Raw genomic sequence first — 17,543 nt, 5'->3', positions numbered from 1 at the left:
CACCCCCCAGGTCATGCCTTCGACAGGGGGCAACAGTCATGCCGGGCCCGGAGGCCAGCGGCCCCGTTGCGGAGCCGCGGAAAACATAACGGGGCTGGGGGGTGCTTCTGGTCCGGGCGGTCCGGCCGTACCGGCCTGTCAGACCGTGCTCAACTCCGGTGCGACGGGGGCCGGTTCGCCCGCCAGGCGGCGGTGCCAGGCCTCGACGACGGCTTCCTCGGTCGGGGCGGTGAGGAGACTGACGGCCACGTAGGCGACGAGGCCGGCGAGCAGGCCGTAGTAGATCGGCTCGTTGGCGAGGAGTCCGTCGGTCACCATGAAGGCGATGACGGTCGTACCGCCCGCGATCATCGAGGCCATGGCGCCCTGGAGGTTTCCGCGCTTCCAGAGCAGCCCGCCGAGGATGGGCACGAGCAGCCCGCCGACGAGCAGGTTGTAGGCGACGGTGAGGGCTTCGATGACATCGCCGAGGACACAGGCAATGGCCATGGCGGCCACCCCGAGGACGACGATGGCGAGCCGGTTGGCACTGATCTCGTCCCCGTCCTTCGAGTCCTCCGAGCCATTGGCGGTGGAGCGGGTACGGCGGCTCAGCCGCGCCCAGATGTCGTTGTTGGCGACGGTCGCGGAGGCGATCAGCGCGCCGCTCGCCGTGGACATCATCGCGGAGAGCGCGGCGGCCAGGACCAGGCCCCGGACACCGGTGGGCAGGGCGTGCTGGACGATCGTCGCGAACGCCTGGTCGGCGGCGGCGAGGCTCGGGTAGAGGGTCTTGGTGGCCATGCCGATGACGGCTCCGGCCAGGGCGTAGACCAGACAGTAGACGCCGGCGACGGTACCGCCCCAGGCGGCGACCCTGTCCGAGCGGGCGGTGAAGACCCGCTGCCAGATGTCCTGCCCGATGAGCATGCCGAAGGTGTAGATCAGGACGAAGGTGAAGATGGTCTGCCCGCCGATGGAGGTCGGGGAGAGATAGCCGTCCGGCAGCTTGTCGGCCATGGCGGAGAAGCCACCCGCCTTGACGACGGCGATGGGCAGCAGCAGGACCAGCACCCCGAGGCTCTTGACCACGAACTGCACCATGTCGGTGAGCGTGATGGACCACATCCCGCCGAGCGCCGAGTAGCCGACGACGATCGTCCCGCCGATGAGCACCGCGACCCAGCTCGGCACGTCGAACAGGACGTCGAAGACACTGGCGTACGCGATCGTCGAGGTCACGACCAGCATGAGCGTGTAGATCCACATCACGACACCGGAGATCACGGCGGCGGTGTCGCCGTAGCGCAGGGAGAGCATCTCGGCGACGGTGTACACCTTGAGACGGGCGATGCGGGCGGAGAAGAAGACGCTCAGCGCCAGCAGTCCGAGCCCGATCGCGAAGACCATGGCCGCGCCGGATATGCCGTACGTGTAGCCGAGGCGCACGCCACCGATGGTGGAGGCGCCGCCGAGGACGACGGCGGCCATCGTGCCGGTGTACATGAGCGGACCCAGCCGCCGCCCGGCGACGAGGAAGTCGCTCTTGGAGGCGGCACGTTTCTTGCCCCACCAGCCGACACCGATGATGCCGAGCAGGTATACGCCCATGACGAGGTAGTCGACGGTCATCAGATCCTCCGGGGAACGAGGGAGAGGGGATGCCGGCGACCGGGTGCGGGCCGGGCCGGAGAAGGGGGATGTGCGCGCGGGGGGTGCGAGGGGGGAGTGCGAGGGCGGGGGGTGGTGCCCTGTGGGTGGCACGACGATAGCGGCGACGGTACTGGCGCCGAAGTGGCGTTTCTGTCCAATATGGAGCGTTCTATTAGATGAATCCGGCACTCCCACGTGAAGCCGTCTGGCAAGAAGGACGTCTGCTGATGACCGAGTCCGAGCAGCCGTCCGTACCGCTGAGCGCGCTGCTGGCCGATCCGGCCCTCGGCCTGCGCCAGGTCGCGGGCCCCGCCGAGGACCGCCGCGTGAGTACGGTCGGCACGACGGAGATCGAGAACCCGGCACCGTATCTGGTGGTCGGCGAGCTGCTCCTCACCGCGGGCGTACGGCTGCCTCGTGACGCGGACGGCATCGACACGTACGTACGGCAGGTCGTCGCCGCCGGAGTGAGCGCGCTCGGGTTCGGCGTGGCCCCCGTGCACGAGGAGGTGCCGCCGGACCTGATCGCCGCCTGCGACCGCCACGGACTCCCGCTCCTGCGCATCCCGCCGGCCACCCCGTTCGTGGCGGTCGGTCGGGCCACGTACACGGCGATCTCCGAGGCCCGCAACCGCGAACTGCGCGAGATCTCCCGCGCCCAGTCGGCGCTGGCCACGGCAGCGGCCCGCCCGGACGCGCTACGGGCCGTACTCGACCGACTGAGCGCGCACACCAGCGCCTGGGCGGCCCTCTACGACGCCCACGGCAGCGAACTCTTCAGCGCGGGCCCCCGACCCGCGTCCCCGACCCCGGAACGCCTGCGCGCCTTGGCCGTACGGACCACAGCCCGCGTCCGCACAGCCGCTGCCGCCCGCTCCGTACCGGCCGCGGCGGCCGACCACCGGACCGGAACCCACCTGACCGTCCACACCCTGCCCGGCCCGGACGGCACCACCACAACGCTGGCCCTCGGCCAGGCTGCCACCACGGCCCCGACCCCGGTCCACCGCCAGGTCACCAGCACGGCAACCGTCCTGCTGGCCCTGCTCACAAGCCCCCGGCACGCCCTGGGCACCGACACCCGCGGCGCGGGCGCGCTGGTACGGCTGATGCTGGGAGCGACCCCGGCGGAGGTGGCCCCCGCCCTCGGTGCCGGCCACTGGACAGTGGTCCACGGCCGCAACGACCACCACGCCCTCACAGGCTCCCCGGACGACGACGACCCGGCCCAACTCGCCACCCTGGGCACGGCCTTGGGCACCCCGTACCTGTACGTGGACGGCCCCGACCTGAAGGCCCTGATCCCCAGCACGCCGGAAGCCCGCCCCGAGGCTCCGGCACAAGCCGCCGAACTGGGCTGGACCCTGGGTTTCAGCACACCGGTATCCGCCGCGGACCTCCCCCACGCCGACCGCCAGGCGGAACGAGCCCTCCAACGCGCACTGGCCGCCGAGCTACCGGCCACCATCCACACCGAGGACCCGCTCACCGTGCACGCCCTGGTCCCCCCGGCGGACGCCCGGGACCTGGCCCGAGCCCGCTTCGCCCCCCTCGACGAGGCCGGCCCCCCGGGCCCCGCGATCCTCCTGAACACCCTCCACACCTGGCTGACCCACCACGGCAGCTGGGACCGCACGGCCGCGACCCTCCAGGTCCACCGCAACACGGTCCGCCACCGCCTGGCGAGGGTGGCGGAGGCGCTGGGTGTCGATCTTCAGGATGCCGGGGTGCGGATGGAACTGTGGTTCGCCTTGCAGTGGTTGGACTGAGGTCCCTCGGGGATGAACCTGCTGCCCCTGAGGGAGCCTCAGCCAAGGGTCAGCATGCCCGACCAGCCACCGCTGGGGACTGCTGTATATGCCCCGAGGGCTGAACGGCCTCCGGGGTAGAAGCGGACGGAGCCGGTTCCCGTGACCGCCCAGATGTCCGGGATGGCGTCACCGTTGGCGTCGGCCGTGCCGAACGCGAGTCTGATGTCGGTGGTTGTCCAGCCGGACGTCGCGTAGTCGGTGTTGTCCACACCGCCGGCCGAACTCCCCGAGGTGGACAACGAGTCGAGGCTGACGCCGCCGGTCGCGCTGTCCTTGATTCCCGTACGCAGTGCGAGTCGGCCGCTGCTGACGACCCGGTAGAGCATGTCCGTGACCCCGTCCCCGGTGATGTCCTGGAGGCTGATCAGGTCACGGGTCGCCCACGCAGGGCCGGAGTTCAGCGCCCTGGCAGTCTCGACCATGGCCCCGTTGTAGCCGGTGAGGGCCCACAGGGTCTCCACGGTGTCGCTGTCCTTCACGGTGAGGAAGAAGTCGGGCTTGCCGTCTCCCGTGGCGTCGCCGGACGACACGATCTGGGTGACGGCGGCCAGGTTGGGCCCGCCTGCCGGGAGCAGGATCTCCTGCCGTTTGTCGATGTTGACCGCGCCGTAGCCGTCGCCCGGGTAGACCCACAGTTTGCCTTCGCGCACGGCGACGAGGTCCTGGAGACCGTCGCCCCCGTAGATGTCGCCGAGGTGCGCGAGCATCGTGTTCTTCCAGTACCCCGAGACCGGACCGACGTACGGCGGGTTGCCGTCGGCCACGTTGCCGTTCGGGTCCTTCTCCGGGTTCTCCCGGTAGGAGCCGGACATCGCGGGCCCGAACGTCCCGGTTCCCTTGGTCAGGTCGGAGTTGCCCCTGCTGGGATACATCCAGAGGTCGCCACTGGCAGTCACCACCATCAGGTCGGCGAACTCGTCCCCGGTGAGGTCGCCCGCCGCGTCGGCCTTGTCTCTGGGGGTGACGTAGAAGAAGTACTTCCGGGGATCCGATACATGTCCCGCGTCGTCAACTGCCCGTACGTACAGCACATTCGGCCCGGCGAGTGGCGGTTTGGCGCCGTTCCAGGTGGTCGTCGTCGGGGTCGTGGCGCCGTTCAGGCGGGGGAGAGAAGCGGTGTACGTGGGCGTGTTGAAGGCGAACTCGTACTTCACCACATCCGTCTGTGTGGCCCTGAAGACGAAGGACCCCGCCGTGCCGAACTTGACCTTGCTCCAGATCGCGTCCTCGGCCTCGTTGTGCAGACCGTTGTTGTTCGCGTCCGCGTTGGGGAACTGGACCGAGGTGACGACGGGTGGCGTCGGCCGAGAACTGTCGAAGACGAAGCGGCAGTAGGGCGACTTCGCGGGCGCGAACGCGGAGGTGGCCCCCGCCTTGTCCATGGCCCGCACTCGCCAGGAGTACATGGTGCCGTTCGTCAGCCCGCTGGTGGAGAACGGTTCGGTGTGTTCCCGGGTCGAACCGGACTGGCCGTCTATCGGCACCTTGCTCTTGGAGCCCAGCAGGTTGCCGCTGCCGTTCGTCGGCCACAGTTCGAAGCGCAGCGAGGCCAGGTTGTTGTCCTTGTCGGTCGCGCTCGCCCAGAACGTGATCGAGGAGGCGCCGACGTTGACGTACGGCGCGATAGTGTCGCACGACAGGTCGGGGTCGAGGTCCAGCCTGGTGGGCGCGCTCGGCGGGCGGTTGTAGACCAGCTCGATGTACGGGCCGTTGTCCTTGTCGGCCGCGAACTTCTTCCAGGAGTACGCGGAGCCCTCATCACCTGCGCGCAGACCGAGGGTCAGGGAGTCCGCGCCGTCCGAAAGCGCCTTCTGGGCGGCTCGTTTGACGTCGAACTCCTCGTACGCGTCCGGGCAGGTCGCCGCCTTGTACCCATGGGCGAAGCTTTTGCTCGCCAGCTTGTTGCCGGCCGTCATGCTGGGCGCGTTTCGCCAGGTCGTCTTGTTGCTGATCGGCCCGGTGACGTACACGTTCACACTGCGCGGGCTGCACGACCAGGAGTAGGTCTCCAGAATGTGCAGCTTCGCGGTCGTGACGGTGGAACCCTTCAGGTCAGGGTTCCAGTCCATGGTGAAGAAGGACCGGGACGTCCCCCAGGTGTCCGACTCGAAGCCGACCCGCGCCTCGCTCGTCCCCTGGTTGAAGTTCCGGCCGTTGTAGAAGTTCGCGTTGGGATGACGGCTGTAGGCCGTCGTCCATTCGTTGTGGTGCTTGCGGATCGACGGGTCGACGAAGACCGGGTACACCGTGTCCGCCTCGTCGAGAAACTCCTGATCAGGCGTCAGCGTCCAGGTCGAGCCGTTCAGGTCGGTCTCGATGAGCGTGCCCTTCGAGTCCGGCTGCGGGCCGGCCAGCGAAGGCAGATCGAACGTCGCGCTCGCACCCGAATGCGTCGGATCCGGCGAAGCCTCCGCGGGTACGGAGGGATTGGCGCCCTCGCCTTCCGAAGCGGACGGGTCCGGGGCCTCGTCGGTGGCGTCCGGGAGTACCTCGGCGGCTGTGTCCCCCGAGTCGACGTAGTCGGAGGTGTCGCTCGGTTCGGGGGACTCCGTCGGGGACTCGGAGTCGTCGGGTGCGCTCGACTCGTCCTCGGACAACGATTCCGAGGTGGTCGGTGAAGCGCTGCTGCCTGCCTGGCCGTTGGTGAGCGCCGGGGTGCCCGAGCTGTCCCACATCAACGGGGTGGGGGAGACCGCCACCTCTTCGCCGTCGCCGTCCTCGGCGCTGATGATGCCGGTGGTCGGATCCAGGGAGAAGCTGAGATCGGGGGAGGACAGACCGTACGACAGCTGCGCCACGCGGGAATCGGCCGCTGCCGCACGGGTCTTGAGGACGAGCAACTGTGCGAAGCCCCCGTCGTCCGCCGTCAGCACCAGGTCGGCGCCGGGCAGGATCTCCGGGTAGAGCGCTCGCGAACCGTCGATGACGGGTGTCGGAATGTCGTACGGCCAGGTCAGAACGATGTCGTGGCCGCCGGTGGTGAGAGTCACCAGTGCGTTGCCGGTCGTTGTGGTGTCCGCCTGCGCCAGCAGGGGGACCCGGAGCGCGCCCGCGCCACGGTCGGCCCGGTCGTCCTGTCCACGGGCATCCGTACCCGCCGAGAACGTCATCCGCACGTTCGTCGCCCTGGGGGACCAGCCGTCCTCGGTCTGCCCGAGCGCGGTGTCGATCGCTCGCCAAGTCCCGTCCACCTTGGCCCGGATGGGCGTCGCGTGGATTCGCCGCTGCAACAGGCCGTCCGGCCGTGCCCACGTGGTCTCGTACGCCGTGCGCAGCCCCGTGATCTCGACCGTCTTTCCGGTCCGCGCCGCCTTCGCCGCGGCCTCGGCCTGACTCAGCGGCGCGCTGTGCCGGGGCTTTGCCTCCGGCTGTGACTGCTCTCCGCTGTCACTCAACCCGGCGTACGTCAGGCCGGAAGCCGCGATGGCAGCCACGACGGCCGCCGCGATGATCCGGCGACCGGGTCTGCGGCGCCATGTGCTCGGCCGTGTGCTCGACATGCGCGAGTTTTCCTTCCCCCTGGGACAACGGGACCAGAGCATGACCCAATGTGCGGCTGCCGTCACGCGCCGGTTTTCGGCGCGAAGCGGAGCACGGCTCCTTGGTGTGCCGAAGAGTCCCGCTTTGGAGGTTCTTGACCCGTACATGATGTGATCATCACCACTAAGTCACAGGGAACTCTGGTTTTCCTTACAACTGCGACAAAGAATCACCACGTTCTTTGACGTGGCTTTACCTGCGTGCGGCCTTCCCAGGCGGCCGCTCCATGCCGTCCGGGGGGACCAGCAGTGTCATTCTTTTCGTCCGCGCGTTTCAGAGGCCGTCGGTCCGTCCTGCTCTCCACCGCGGTGCTGACACTGTCGATCGCCATGCTGCCGACGCAGGCCCTGGCCACGCCTCCGGATCCGGCGAGCGCGGAAGTGCCCCGCGACGACGTCCCGTTGGAGGAACTCCCCGACGAACAGCTCGTCGTGGGTACGAACGTCGACGCCAAGCTCGGCCGCATCGGGCTGTCCGCTCCGGCCAACCGGGACCAAGCCCCGGCCGGTACCACCACCCCGGCCACCTCCGGCACCCAACCGGTCGACTTCGGGAGCGCCACGTCAACGGCCGCTCTGCAGACCGGCTCCGCTGCGACCCAGGCCGCCTACAAACCCGCCGGCAACCTGCCGGTGAAGCTGGGCCAGGCCCCGGACGCCGCCGCACCGACCGGCTCCTGGTCGGTCACCGTCTCCCCTCGTACGGCGCCCGTGTCGGCCGGCGTCGACGGCGCGGTGGTCACGGTGGCCGCGCCCGCCACCGGCTCGGTGCCGATCTCCGTCCAGCTCAGCTACAAGACGTTCGAGAATCTCTACGGGGCCGACTGGGCCTCCCGCCTGCACTTCGTCCAGTTCCCCGAGTGCTACCTCTCGACCCCCGACCTGGAAGAGTGCCAGGCGTACACCGAACTGGACACGGACAACGACACCAGCGCCAAGACCATCACCGCCACTGTCGACACCGCCGCCGACGGCACCGTCTCCAGTTCCGCGGCCTCCGCTGCCCCCGCCGACTCCTCCGGCGTCATCCAGGCCTCGTACACCCAGGCCCGACCGGCAGCCGCCACCGGTGACAAGGCGGTCATCGGTGCCATGGACTCCGGTGTGAGCGGGGGCGGTTCGTTCAAGGCGACCCCTCTGGCCTCCAGCGGCAAATGGGCGGCCGGCAGTTCGTCGGGTGCGTTCACCTGGTCCTACCCGATCACGGTCCCGCCGGCGCCCGCAGGGCCCGCGCCGCAGATCTCCTTCGGCTACAACTCGCAGACCGTGGACGGCAAGACCGCCACCTCCTCCCCACAGGTGTCCTGGATCGGCGAGGGCTGGGACTACGACCCGGGCCACATCGAGCGCCGATACCGCAGCTGCAAGGACGACCGCGACGACGTCACCGACGGGGCGGCCAACAACAAGGAGAAGAAGTACAAGACCTCGGACCTGTGCTGGGTCTCGTACAACGCGGTCATGTCACTCGGCGGCCGGACGGTCGAGCTGGTGCGGGTCAGCTCCACCTCCGAGATCTACCGCCCCCAGAACGACGACGGCACCCGCGTCGAGTTGAGGACCGACGGAGACAACAAGGACAACAACGACGAGTACTGGCTCGTCACCACCCCCGACGGCACGAAGTACTACTTCGGCCAGAACAAGGTGGGCGGCTCGCACGCCGACACCGACTCCGTCTTCACTGTCCCGGTCTACGGCAACCACCCCGGTGAGCCCTGCCACCAGGCCGCCTTCGCGGACTCCCGCTGCGACCAGGCCTGGCACTGGGGTCTGGACAAGGTCGTCGACGTCAACGACAACGCGATGATCGTCAACTGGAAGCGGGAGACGAACTACTACGCGGCCAACAAGAAGTCCAAAACTCCTGTGCCGTACGACCGCGGTGGCTACCCGCTCTCCATCGAATACGGCCTGCGCACCAGCGACCTCAACTCGCCCTCCGCGAGGGTCCTCTTCAACGCCCAGCAGCGGTGCCTTCAGACCGACGGATCCTGCGCCGCGGCGAAGTTCGACGTCACCGACGACCCGGCCTCGTACCAACCCTGGTGGGACAGTCCCGGCAACCTCAACTGCAAGTCCACGTCCAAACTCTGCCCGGCCTTCCCCTCCTTCTGGACCCGGATGCGTCTGGCGTCCGTGACCACCGAGGCTGCCCGCCCCGGCACTTCCGGGCTGACCAAGGTCGACACGTACACGCTCCGCCAGTCTTTCCCGCGCGATTGGTACGACACCTCGCCGGCCCTCTGGCTCAACTCCATCGCCCGTACCGGCTTCGCTCCCGGCGACACCGTCGGCACCGTGATGTCGGCGGACGGCGTCAGCTTCGCCCCCTACGTCGTCGCCAAGCAGGCCGAGCCGCTGAGCGGCTACCTTGCCGACGAGCAGCTCCCCAACCTCGTCCCCCGCAGCAAGAGCGACGCGCGTCCGGGCTTCATCCGCCCCCGCATCGGCAGTGTCGCAACCGAGCAGGGCGGCTCCATCGCGGTGACATACAAAGGTGGCTGCCAGACCCAGCCGACCGTCTCGCCCGAGAACAACCACGGCACCTGCTACCCGGTCAGGTGGTCCCCGGACGGTGAGGTGGAGACCCCGCGGATCGAGTGGTTCAACAAGTACGTCGTTGCCACGGTGACCGAGACCGACCGGATTTCCGGCGTCTCCGACCGAATACTCACCAGCTACACCTACAAGGACCCTGCCTGGGGCAAGGACGACGACGAGTTCTCCAAGCCGTCGCTGCGCACCTACGGTGTGTGGCGTGGCTACCAGCAGGTGGCCACGGCCGAGGGCTCCAAGAACGGTGGCGCGGCTGCGGGTGTCACCCAGACCCAGTCCTACTCGGTCGTCCGCTACTTCCGTGGCGCGGGCGGTGCGGTCAAGGACTCCAAGGGCGAAGTGACGCTCCTCGCCGACGACGCACCCCAGTACGCGGGCATGGTCGCGGAGACCATCAGCTACACGGGTGCTGACGGCACCGTCGTCAAGCGGACCCTCAACTACCCCTGGTCCAAGCAGACCGCTTCCCGCACCCGCGACAACGACACCTCGCCCCTGCTCGCCCACCGGACCGGCGTCCGGCGCACCGACGCCATCCAGACGCTCGGCACCGACAGCTGGCAGGCGGTACGCACCGAGACCGAGGTCGACCCCGACCACGGCCTTCCCGTCCAGGTGCAGACATCCGTGGTCGAGCCTGTGTCCGGCGGCGCCGAGACCTTCAGCGAGTACCGCTGCACCAAGACCGAGTACGCCAACAACACGACGGCCGCCAACATCATCGGCCTGCCCAAGCAGGTCCGTACGACGGCGACCTCCTGCGCGTCCTACGCTTCCGCCGACCCGGCGACCCAGCTGATCAGCGCCACCCGGACCAGCTACGACTCCCTCACCTACGGCGCCGCGCCGGTCAAGGGCCTGCCCACCAGCGTGGCGACCAACCCCGCCTCGGGTTCCGGCTACTCCGTCGTCACCACCTCCACCTACGACGACCTGGGCCGAATCCGCGTCGTGACCGCCCCCGACTCCGTGGGCGTGGTCAAGACCGAGACGCAGTACACCCCCGCTTCCGGTGGCCCGGTGACCGCCGTCAAGACGATCAACCCGGCAGGCCACACCTCCCTCACCACCTTCGACCCGGGCCGTGGCCTTCCGCTCACCGTCACGGACACCAACAACCGTGTCACCCGCACCGAGTACGACGCGCTCGGCCGCCTGGTCAAGGGCTGGTCCGCCTCCCGCTCCTCGGGCAGCCAGACCCCGAACGTCAAGATCACCTACCAGATGGCCAAGGCCACCGACAGCGTGACCAAGCCCAGCACGGTGACCGTCGAGACCCTCAAGGACGACGGCAACTACGCCAAGCAGGTCACCATCTACGACGGACTCTCGCGCCCCTTCCAGACCCAGGCCGAAGCCCACGGCCGGGGCCGCATCATCACCGACACCCGCTACGACGACCACGGCCTGGTCAGGGAGCAGACCGGCGGCTACCTGGTCCAGGGCGAGCCGCAGGCCACGCAGTTCAAGCGCAAGTCCGACTCGCTCGTGCCCACCATGACCCGGACTGTGTACGACGGCCTGGAGCGGGCGATCAAGACGACGACGTTGCACAGCGGCAAGGCGGCCTACTCCAGCTCGGCCAGCTACGGCGACGACTGGACGCTCACCCGCCCGGCCGGCGGCGCCACACCCCCCGTCAAGACCTGGACCGACGCCCTCGGCCGCGTCAACCTCGTCCAGCACTACACCAACAGCGGCCTCAGCCACTGGCGCAGTACCCGTTACTCCTACGACTCCCGTGGCAACCGCCGACAGGTCACGGACCCGGCCGGCAACGTGTGGGCGTACAACTACGATTCCCGCGGCCGGATGACCGACTCCACCGACCCTGATGTCGGCACGTCGTCCTTCGCCTACGACGACCTCGACCGCCGCACCAGCGCCACGGACTCCCGCAACCTCACCACCTTCACGGAGTACGACACGACCGGCCGGGTGAAGGCGGTCCGCGAAGGATCGGCGACCTCGTCCCCGATCATCGAGTACGCGTACGACCCGACGGGCGCGCTGGGCCAGCTGTCGTCCACGACCCGCCACGACCGGTACGGCGACTTCGTCGACCGAGTCACCGGCTACGACACCGACTACCGCCCCACAGGCCGTGAGGTGACGATCCCGGACGGCGCCGCCACTGCCGGTCTGGCGCGAAAGTACGCGTATGCCTACACGTACACCCCCACCGGCAAGCCGCTGACGACCACTCTCCCGGCGGTCGGCGGGCTGGCCCAGGAGAAGGTCGTCACCCGTTACGACAGCGACGGCCTCGCAGAGTCCACGTCCGGCCTCAGCTGGTACACCTCCGACGTCACCTACTCCCCGTACGGCGAAGTCCTGCGTACCGTCAGCGGCCCCCAGCCCTACCGTGTGTGGACCACCAACTTCGTCGACGAGCACACCGGCCGCGTCCAGCGCAGCGTCTGGGACCGTGAGACCGACGCCTCCCACCGCATCACCGACGCCTACTTCTCCTACGACCGGGCCGGCAACGTCACCTCCGCCGCCCGCCAGCAGATGGACGGCACCGTCGGCACGACCGACAACCAGTGCTTCACCTACGACCAGCTCGGCGAACTCGTCCACGCCTGGACCTCCAACCTCGACTTCGACACGGTGGCCAGCGGCGGTACCGGCTGCAGGTCGGCCTCCGGCACCAACTGGGGCTATCGCACGGACGGTCAGACTTCCGCCGGTCCCATTGCCGAGGCCGCCGACACCGCGACGGACACCACGGCCCCGGACAGTGACCTGACGGCTTCCCTTTCCAGAACAGCCCCTGCCTCGGGCACGGTCTCCACCGGCTCTACGGCTTACTGGGACGCCTACACGTTCGACTTCACCGGCAACCGCATCTCGCTGACCGAACACGCGCTCGGCGCGACGACCGCGACGGCGACCACCGCTTACGCCTACGGCACCACCAACACGACCACCCGCCCGCACCTCCTCACCTCCCGCACGGTCACCAAGCCCAGCACCACCCCCGTCACCAGCACCTACGTCTACGACGCCGCAGGCAACACAACGGCCCGCCCCGGCAGCGTCACCGGCCAGTCCCTCGTCTGGACCGCCCAGGGCAAGCTCGCCACCGCCTCCGACGGCAAGGAGAACCCCGCCGCCATCACCGGGCTGGGCGACTTCTGCCTCGATGTCCGCAACGCGGCCACGGCCGACGGCACGGTCATCCAGCTCTCCACCTGCAACAGCGGCGACGCCCAGAAGTGGACGCTGGGCCTGGGCGGCCAGCTCAAGGCACTCGGCAAATGCGCCACCGCCGTCGGAACTGCCAACAGCGGCGCGGTCCAGCTCTCGACCTGCGACAACTCCGACGCCCAGAAATGGACTCTCGGCGCCAACGGCAGCCTCAAGAACACGGCCTCCGCCCGCTGCCTGGACATCCCCAGCTCCAACGCGGCATCCGGCACCGCCCTCCAGATCTACACCTGCAACAACTCCACCGCCCAGCGCTGGATCGTCACCGACCGCACCGACTACGTCTACGACGCGAGCGGCAACCGCCTCCTGGAGCGGACCAAGTCCGGCGCCACGCTCTTCCTCGGCGAAACCGAGGTGACCGCCAACACCGCCGGCACCATCACCCGCGCCGTCCGCTCCTACTCCCACCCGGGCGCCCCGACCGTCGTCCGCACAACCGCAGGCACGCCCACCGGCCACAAACTCACGGTCCTGCTCAACGACCCCCTCGGCACGGCCACCACCGCCGTCGAGGAATCCGCAGGCCAGCCGCTGACGCGCCGCGCCTTCAAGCCGTACGGCGAATCCCGCGGCACCCCGGCCACGGCCTGGCCCAACCGCCGCACCTACCTCGGCGTCGGCATCGACGATGCGGCTACTACTGGGCTCACTCACATCGGGGCTCGGGAGTACGACCAGTCGACGGGGCGCTTCGTCTCTGCCGACCCGGTGATGGACATCGCCGACCCGCTCCAGATGAACGGGTACACGTACGCGAATGCCAATCCGGTGTCCAAAGCCGACCCCAGTGGGCTCATGATCGCTTGCGGGATGGGGAAGGAGGCTGATTGCCCCAAGAACGACTCCAATGGAGACGGCGTCGTCAATCCTGGGCAGTCGAACAGCAATTACAACGACAGTGGCTCCGGTGGCGGCGAAACAGGATCCGATGATGATTGGTGCACCGGCCTATGCGCGGATGTGCAGAGCGGGAAGATAAGCTCTCCGTCACAGCTTGATATCTGCGGCGTATCTACGAGTAACGGATGCGATGCAGAATTTCGCCAGCGTGTGGCTGACGACTACAGGAAAATGACGGTATTCGATGATTACTGGACCTGTACGCTTCATCACGATGAGACGGCTTGCAACATTGCGGGTTCGGCCTTCTCGTCAGGTGGTGCAACGTGGGCTGCGAGTATATTTTTCGGCTTTGCGCGTACGGCGGAGCAGCGCCTCGCAATTGCCGGATCTAAGACTTCTACGCAACTCAGAAACTCCGCTGGAGCTGTCACGGGAGGATCGCTCCTTGGTGATATTTCCGGTGCGTGGCTTAAGGGGAGTCACGGTAACGCTGGAAAAATTCCAGGACAGGTTGCCCGTCAACTGCAAGGGCGAGAGTTCAATAACTTCGATGCGTTTCGTGAAGCATTCTGGAAAGAAGTGGCCAACGTTCCAGAATTGGCCAGTCAGTTTAGCAAGTCAAATAGAACCCGCATGGGGGTTGGGAGATCACCATTCGTTGCCCCGAATCAAGCCGTAGGTAAAAACGCTAACTATGTCCTGCATCACGTTACGCCGATTCAGCGGGGTGGTGGCGTGTATGACCTGGATAACCTGATAGTTGTAACTCCTCGCTTTCATGCGGAGGTGCTGGATCCTGGGTATCATCAGTGAAACATCTCGCGGGGAGTGGAGGATGGGTGAGCATGACGCGTGACCAACTCGTCGAGCTAGTTCGAAAAATCATGGCTTCGGAGGGCGCTGAAGAAGAAGTCGACAGGATGATTGAAATCCTGGAGGGTAATGTGCCCCACCCTCGGGTTCTTGGTCTGATATTCCATCCTGAACTAGAGGGCTTGCCAGACGAAGTGACGGCTGAACAAGTCGTCGACACCGCCTTGTCTTATAAGCCCATTGCCTTGTGACGGGCATCTCGAATCGCGGAGCTCGGGAATACGGCCGCCGTAATTTTATTTGGCCGCATCTCGGCTCACTTGGCCCTGATCCGGCGCCCGAAAACGGGCGCTCGGCGTCAACGGCTGCTTTTATCAGGCCCGGAGCGGCTCAGTAGGCAGGCTTGGCTCCAGCGTGGATGTCTATATGGAGGTTACGTTCGATCAGGTGGCTGCAGTGAGTCAAGGGGAAGTACTGCCCTGGTGGTTCCGCGAGGTGCAGACCCGATTCTTTTCTGTCGCAGCTGAGTCGGAGGCGACAGGCGAAGGCAACATCGTCTCCCGCGCGTCGGTGGTTGCTGACGTGGATAGTCCCTCCTTTAGAATCAGTCAGCCGGGCCAGAACTGCAACAACTTTGAGGTACAACTAGCCAAATATCCGTGGTGGGCGGAACTTGACTACGTCACTAGGGATGTCACTCTAGGTTGGGCGGGAAGTGTTCAATCCGCATACGAGGCATACGGCAATGCCGTCGTCGGTCTGCCCTGGGTGCAAAAATTTGCAGGTAGTGCATACTCTGCGCTGGACGAGGTGAATCCGGCGTCCAGGCGGATTGAGCAGGATCTCTCCTTTAAACGTGCCAACCTCGACATTGCACTTCACTGTAGGCTAAGGAGATCGCTACGGGAAAGCCGTTATTTCCTGCGGGGTTATGCGTAGGTGGCGGTGTGTCCATAGGAGTTGATGGAACGGCTGGGTGGATACGAAGCACTAATTGCGTCCCGTGCTTTTTTACCGAGTGATTCCACTGCGGGCGGGTGGTGCGTTGTTGCAGGCGTCAGAGATGTTGACGGGGTATTCGGATGAATTCATGCAGAAGGTCTTCGAGGCTCTGGCTCCTGACCTTCCCGCGGGTGCGCCCCCGGCCTGATCTAGCGCATCCGCACGCACGCTATGTGGCTCAGGATGTGGGATCGCTGCGGTAGCCGCGTGTGGGCCTATTCCATCCTCAGTTCCGACTCGTAGAGTCCGGGTGGTCTGAACGCTTGCCTTGGAGTTGTGGGCGAGCGCGAGCCGTACCCGGGCGATCCACAGGGCGAGGCCTGGGAGTTGGTCCTGCAGGTCGTCTACACAGGTTCATCCGTCGGCCTTGAGCATGCGGATGAGGTTCGTGAAGGCGGGGTGGCTGATGGAGAGGATGGCTGCGGGGGAGGGGGTTGCTGAATCGGCCAGCAGGACCGTTTCGGCGGTGACGGATATATGGACGCAGGCCTCGCCTTCCTGGCAGTGGGACGACTTCGTCCAGACGTGCTGGGACATGAGGGCTCCTCTACAGGTTCTGGGCGATGGCAAGGATCAGGTCCCGGGACTTCTCCGGGCCGAGGGCGACGGCCTCGACAGTGTCCAGGAGACGCCGGTACTTCTCCAGATGGGCCTCGGCATCCAACAGCATGGGGCCGTGGAACTGGTCGAGTTGGACGGTGTCCAGCTGCGGTACGGGTCCGCACAGATAGTTGATGGACTGCCCCGACCCGGGGAACGCACCGACGTCGAACGGCAGCACCCGGAGGGTGATGTGATCCCGCTCGCTCATGTCGAGCAGGTGCCGGAGCTGCGCGCGTGCCACATCACGGCCGCCGACCCGCATGTGCAGGGCGGCTTCATGGATGACGGTGCTGTACGGATTCGGGTCGGCCCGGTACACGACGTCCTGTCGTTTGACGCGGTACGAGACCCGGTGCTCGACCTCGGGCGGGGTGGGGGCCGGGATCACATGGCGGAAGATCTCACGGGCGTGCTCGGAGGTCTGGAGCATTCCGGGGATGTGTGACGTGAAGGCGGTGCGCAGGGCGGTTGCGTGGTGCTCCAGTTCGGCGAGGGCGAGCAATCCCGACGGCAGCACTTCGCGGTACGACTCCCACCACCAGCCTCGCGTCTTCTCGCCGGCCATGTTGGCGAGGGCGTCGATGTAGGCCTGGTCCGTGCACGAGTAGAGGCGTGCCATCGCGCGGACGCGGTCGGGGCTCACTCCGAATCGGGCGGACTCCACATTGCTGAGTTGACCGGAACTGGTGCCCAGCAGTGGCGCTGTCTCCGTCGCGGTCATCCCCGCCCGCTCCCGGAGTTTGCGCAGCTCCGTCGCGAGCCGGACACGTCGGGCCGTCTGAGTGGGCCGTGTCGTCATGGCGTCTCCTTGCCGCGGGCGCTGAAGGGGTCTGTCACCCACATGAGGGATAAAGCGCTGAGATCCTTCGGAATCCAGCAAAGCACCTTTGCGGACCCCCTATCTTCATCTTCAGGCGCCCCCGCCCAGCAGTACCCCGCTCGACGGAGCGGCCACGGTCACTGGGCACCGCGACACAACGTACCGACACCACTCAACTCCCCTCCGTGATCGGAGACTTCCGATGGCCACCGTATCGCCGTCATCCCCCTCTTGGAGTTACGCCCTCCAGCTCCCGCACGATCCCCGCGCACCGGGCATCGCCCGCGCGACCCTGCGCACCGTCCTGGCCGCCCACGACCTCACCCACCTGACCCCCACGGCAGAACTCCTCGCCTCCGAACTGCTCACCAACGCCCACCTCCACACCAGGGGCCCGTACATGCTCCGCCTCCTCGCCACGGAACCCGACCGCCTCCGGGTCGCGGTCTGGGATACGGACCCCCGGGTCCCGCCCGGCTTCTCGGCATCGGGGAAGGGCGCCCTCGCCGCCGTACCCCCGGACGACGCGGAAGGCGGGCGCGGGCTGCATCTCGTACGGGCGTGCGCGGACTCGTGGGGTGTGTCGGTGCTGCGGGAACTGGGGGCGTCGAAGGGCGGGAAGATGCTGTGGGCCGACTGCGGACCGACGGAGGTGACCGGGTGATCACGCCCTGTCGGCCTTCCGTGAGCGGCGCCATACTGAGA

At 67.3% G+C, this 17,543-nt stretch carries 9 protein-coding genes; 5 read left to right on the top strand and 4 right to left on the bottom strand.

Annotated features, from left to right (window positions below; genetic code table 11):
- Positions 1-138: 138 nt before the first annotated feature.
- Positions 139-1,611: a sodium:solute symporter gene (locus ACWDR4_RS27215; protein WP_450412524.1), complete on the bottom strand. Its 1,473-nt coding sequence runs from the start codon at positions 1,609-1,611 to the stop codon at positions 139-141.
- 248 nt (positions 1,612-1,859) lie between these two features.
- Here ACWDR4_RS27215 and ACWDR4_RS27210 point away from each other — a divergent pair, with 248 nt between their 5' ends.
- A complete protein-coding gene (locus ACWDR4_RS27210) occupies positions 1,860-3,401 on the top strand; it encodes a PucR family transcriptional regulator ligand-binding domain-containing protein (protein ID WP_450412522.1) in 1,542 nt (513 codons plus the stop codon).
- Positions 3,402-3,439: 38 nt separating this feature from the next.
- On the opposite strand, the gene ACWDR4_RS27205 is transcribed toward ACWDR4_RS27210, so the two are convergent.
- A complete protein-coding gene (locus tag ACWDR4_RS27205; protein ID WP_450412520.1) occupies positions 3,440-6,943 on the bottom strand; it encodes a DNRLRE domain-containing protein in 3,504 nt (1,167 codons plus the stop codon).
- Between the two features lie 369 nt (positions 6,944-7,312).
- On the opposite strand from ACWDR4_RS27205, the gene ACWDR4_RS27200 reads away from it, so the two are divergent.
- The 3 genes from ACWDR4_RS27200 to ACWDR4_RS27190 all read left to right on the top strand — a co-directional run bounded on the left by ACWDR4_RS27200 (position 7,313) and on the right by ACWDR4_RS27190 (position 15,352).
- Positions 7,313-14,413, top strand: coding sequence for a ricin-type beta-trefoil lectin domain protein (locus tag ACWDR4_RS27200; RefSeq protein ID WP_450412534.1), 7,101 nt, complete (start codon positions 7,313-7,315; stop codon positions 14,411-14,413).
- A gap of 26 nt (positions 14,414-14,439) precedes the next feature.
- Positions 14,440-14,664, top strand: coding sequence for a bacteriocin immunity protein (locus ACWDR4_RS27195; protein WP_450412518.1), 225 nt, complete (start codon positions 14,440-14,442; stop codon positions 14,662-14,664).
- 196 nt (positions 14,665-14,860) lie between these two features.
- Positions 14,861-15,352: a hypothetical protein gene (locus ACWDR4_RS27190; RefSeq protein ID WP_450412516.1), complete on the top strand. Its 492-nt coding sequence runs from the start codon at positions 14,861-14,863 to the stop codon at positions 15,350-15,352.
- A 417-nt stretch (positions 15,353-15,769) separates the two neighbouring features.
- On the opposite strand, the gene ACWDR4_RS27185 is transcribed toward ACWDR4_RS27190, so the two are convergent.
- Positions 15,770-15,952: a DUF397 domain-containing protein gene (locus tag ACWDR4_RS27185; RefSeq protein ID WP_450412515.1), complete on the bottom strand. Its 183-nt coding sequence runs from the start codon at positions 15,950-15,952 to the stop codon at positions 15,770-15,772.
- Between the two features lie 10 nt (positions 15,953-15,962).
- Positions 15,963-16,817, bottom strand: coding sequence for a helix-turn-helix domain-containing protein (locus ACWDR4_RS27180; protein WP_450412513.1), 855 nt, complete (start codon positions 16,815-16,817; stop codon positions 15,963-15,965).
- A 223-nt stretch (positions 16,818-17,040) separates the two neighbouring features.
- On the opposite strand from ACWDR4_RS27180, the gene ACWDR4_RS27175 reads away from it, so the two are divergent.
- The gene (locus ACWDR4_RS27175; protein ID WP_450412511.1) at positions 17,041-17,502 is read left to right on the top strand and encodes an ATP-binding protein; all 462 of its coding nucleotides are present in this window, start codon (positions 17,041-17,043) and stop codon (positions 17,500-17,502) included.
- The last annotated feature ends 41 nt before the right edge of the window (positions 17,503-17,543 follow it).

The organism is Streptomyces sp. NPDC000878, assembly GCF_053599695.1.
Note: the sequence above shows the minus strand (reverse complement) of the source record. Positions and strands in the feature narration are given on the sequence as shown.

What these genes read in the sequence shown, in the direction of transcription:
- ACWDR4_RS27175 (WP_450412511.1), top strand. Translation starts at nt 17,041, where the DNA reads ATGGCCACCGTATCGCCGTCATCCCCCTCTTGGAGTTACGCCCTCCAG.
- ACWDR4_RS27180 (WP_450412513.1), bottom strand. Translation starts at nt 16,817, where the DNA reads ATGACGACACGGCCCACTCAGACGGCCCGACGTGTCCGGCTCGCGACG.
- ACWDR4_RS27210 (WP_450412522.1), top strand. Translation starts at nt 1,860, where the DNA reads ATGACCGAGTCCGAGCAGCCGTCCGTACCGCTGAGCGCGCTGCTGGCC.
- ACWDR4_RS27215 (WP_450412524.1), bottom strand. Translation starts at nt 1,611, where the DNA reads ATGACCGTCGACTACCTCGTCATGGGCGTATACCTGCTCGGCATCATC.
- ACWDR4_RS27205 (WP_450412520.1), bottom strand. Translation starts at nt 6,943, where the DNA reads ATGTCGAGCACACGGCCGAGCACATGGCGCCGCAGACCCGGTCGCCGG.
- ACWDR4_RS27200 (WP_450412534.1), top strand. Translation starts at nt 7,313, where the DNA reads ATGCTGCCGACGCAGGCCCTGGCCACGCCTCCGGATCCGGCGAGCGCG.
- ACWDR4_RS27185 (WP_450412515.1), bottom strand. Translation starts at nt 15,952, where the DNA reads ATGTCCCAGCACGTCTGGACGAAGTCGTCCCACTGCCAGGAAGGCGAG.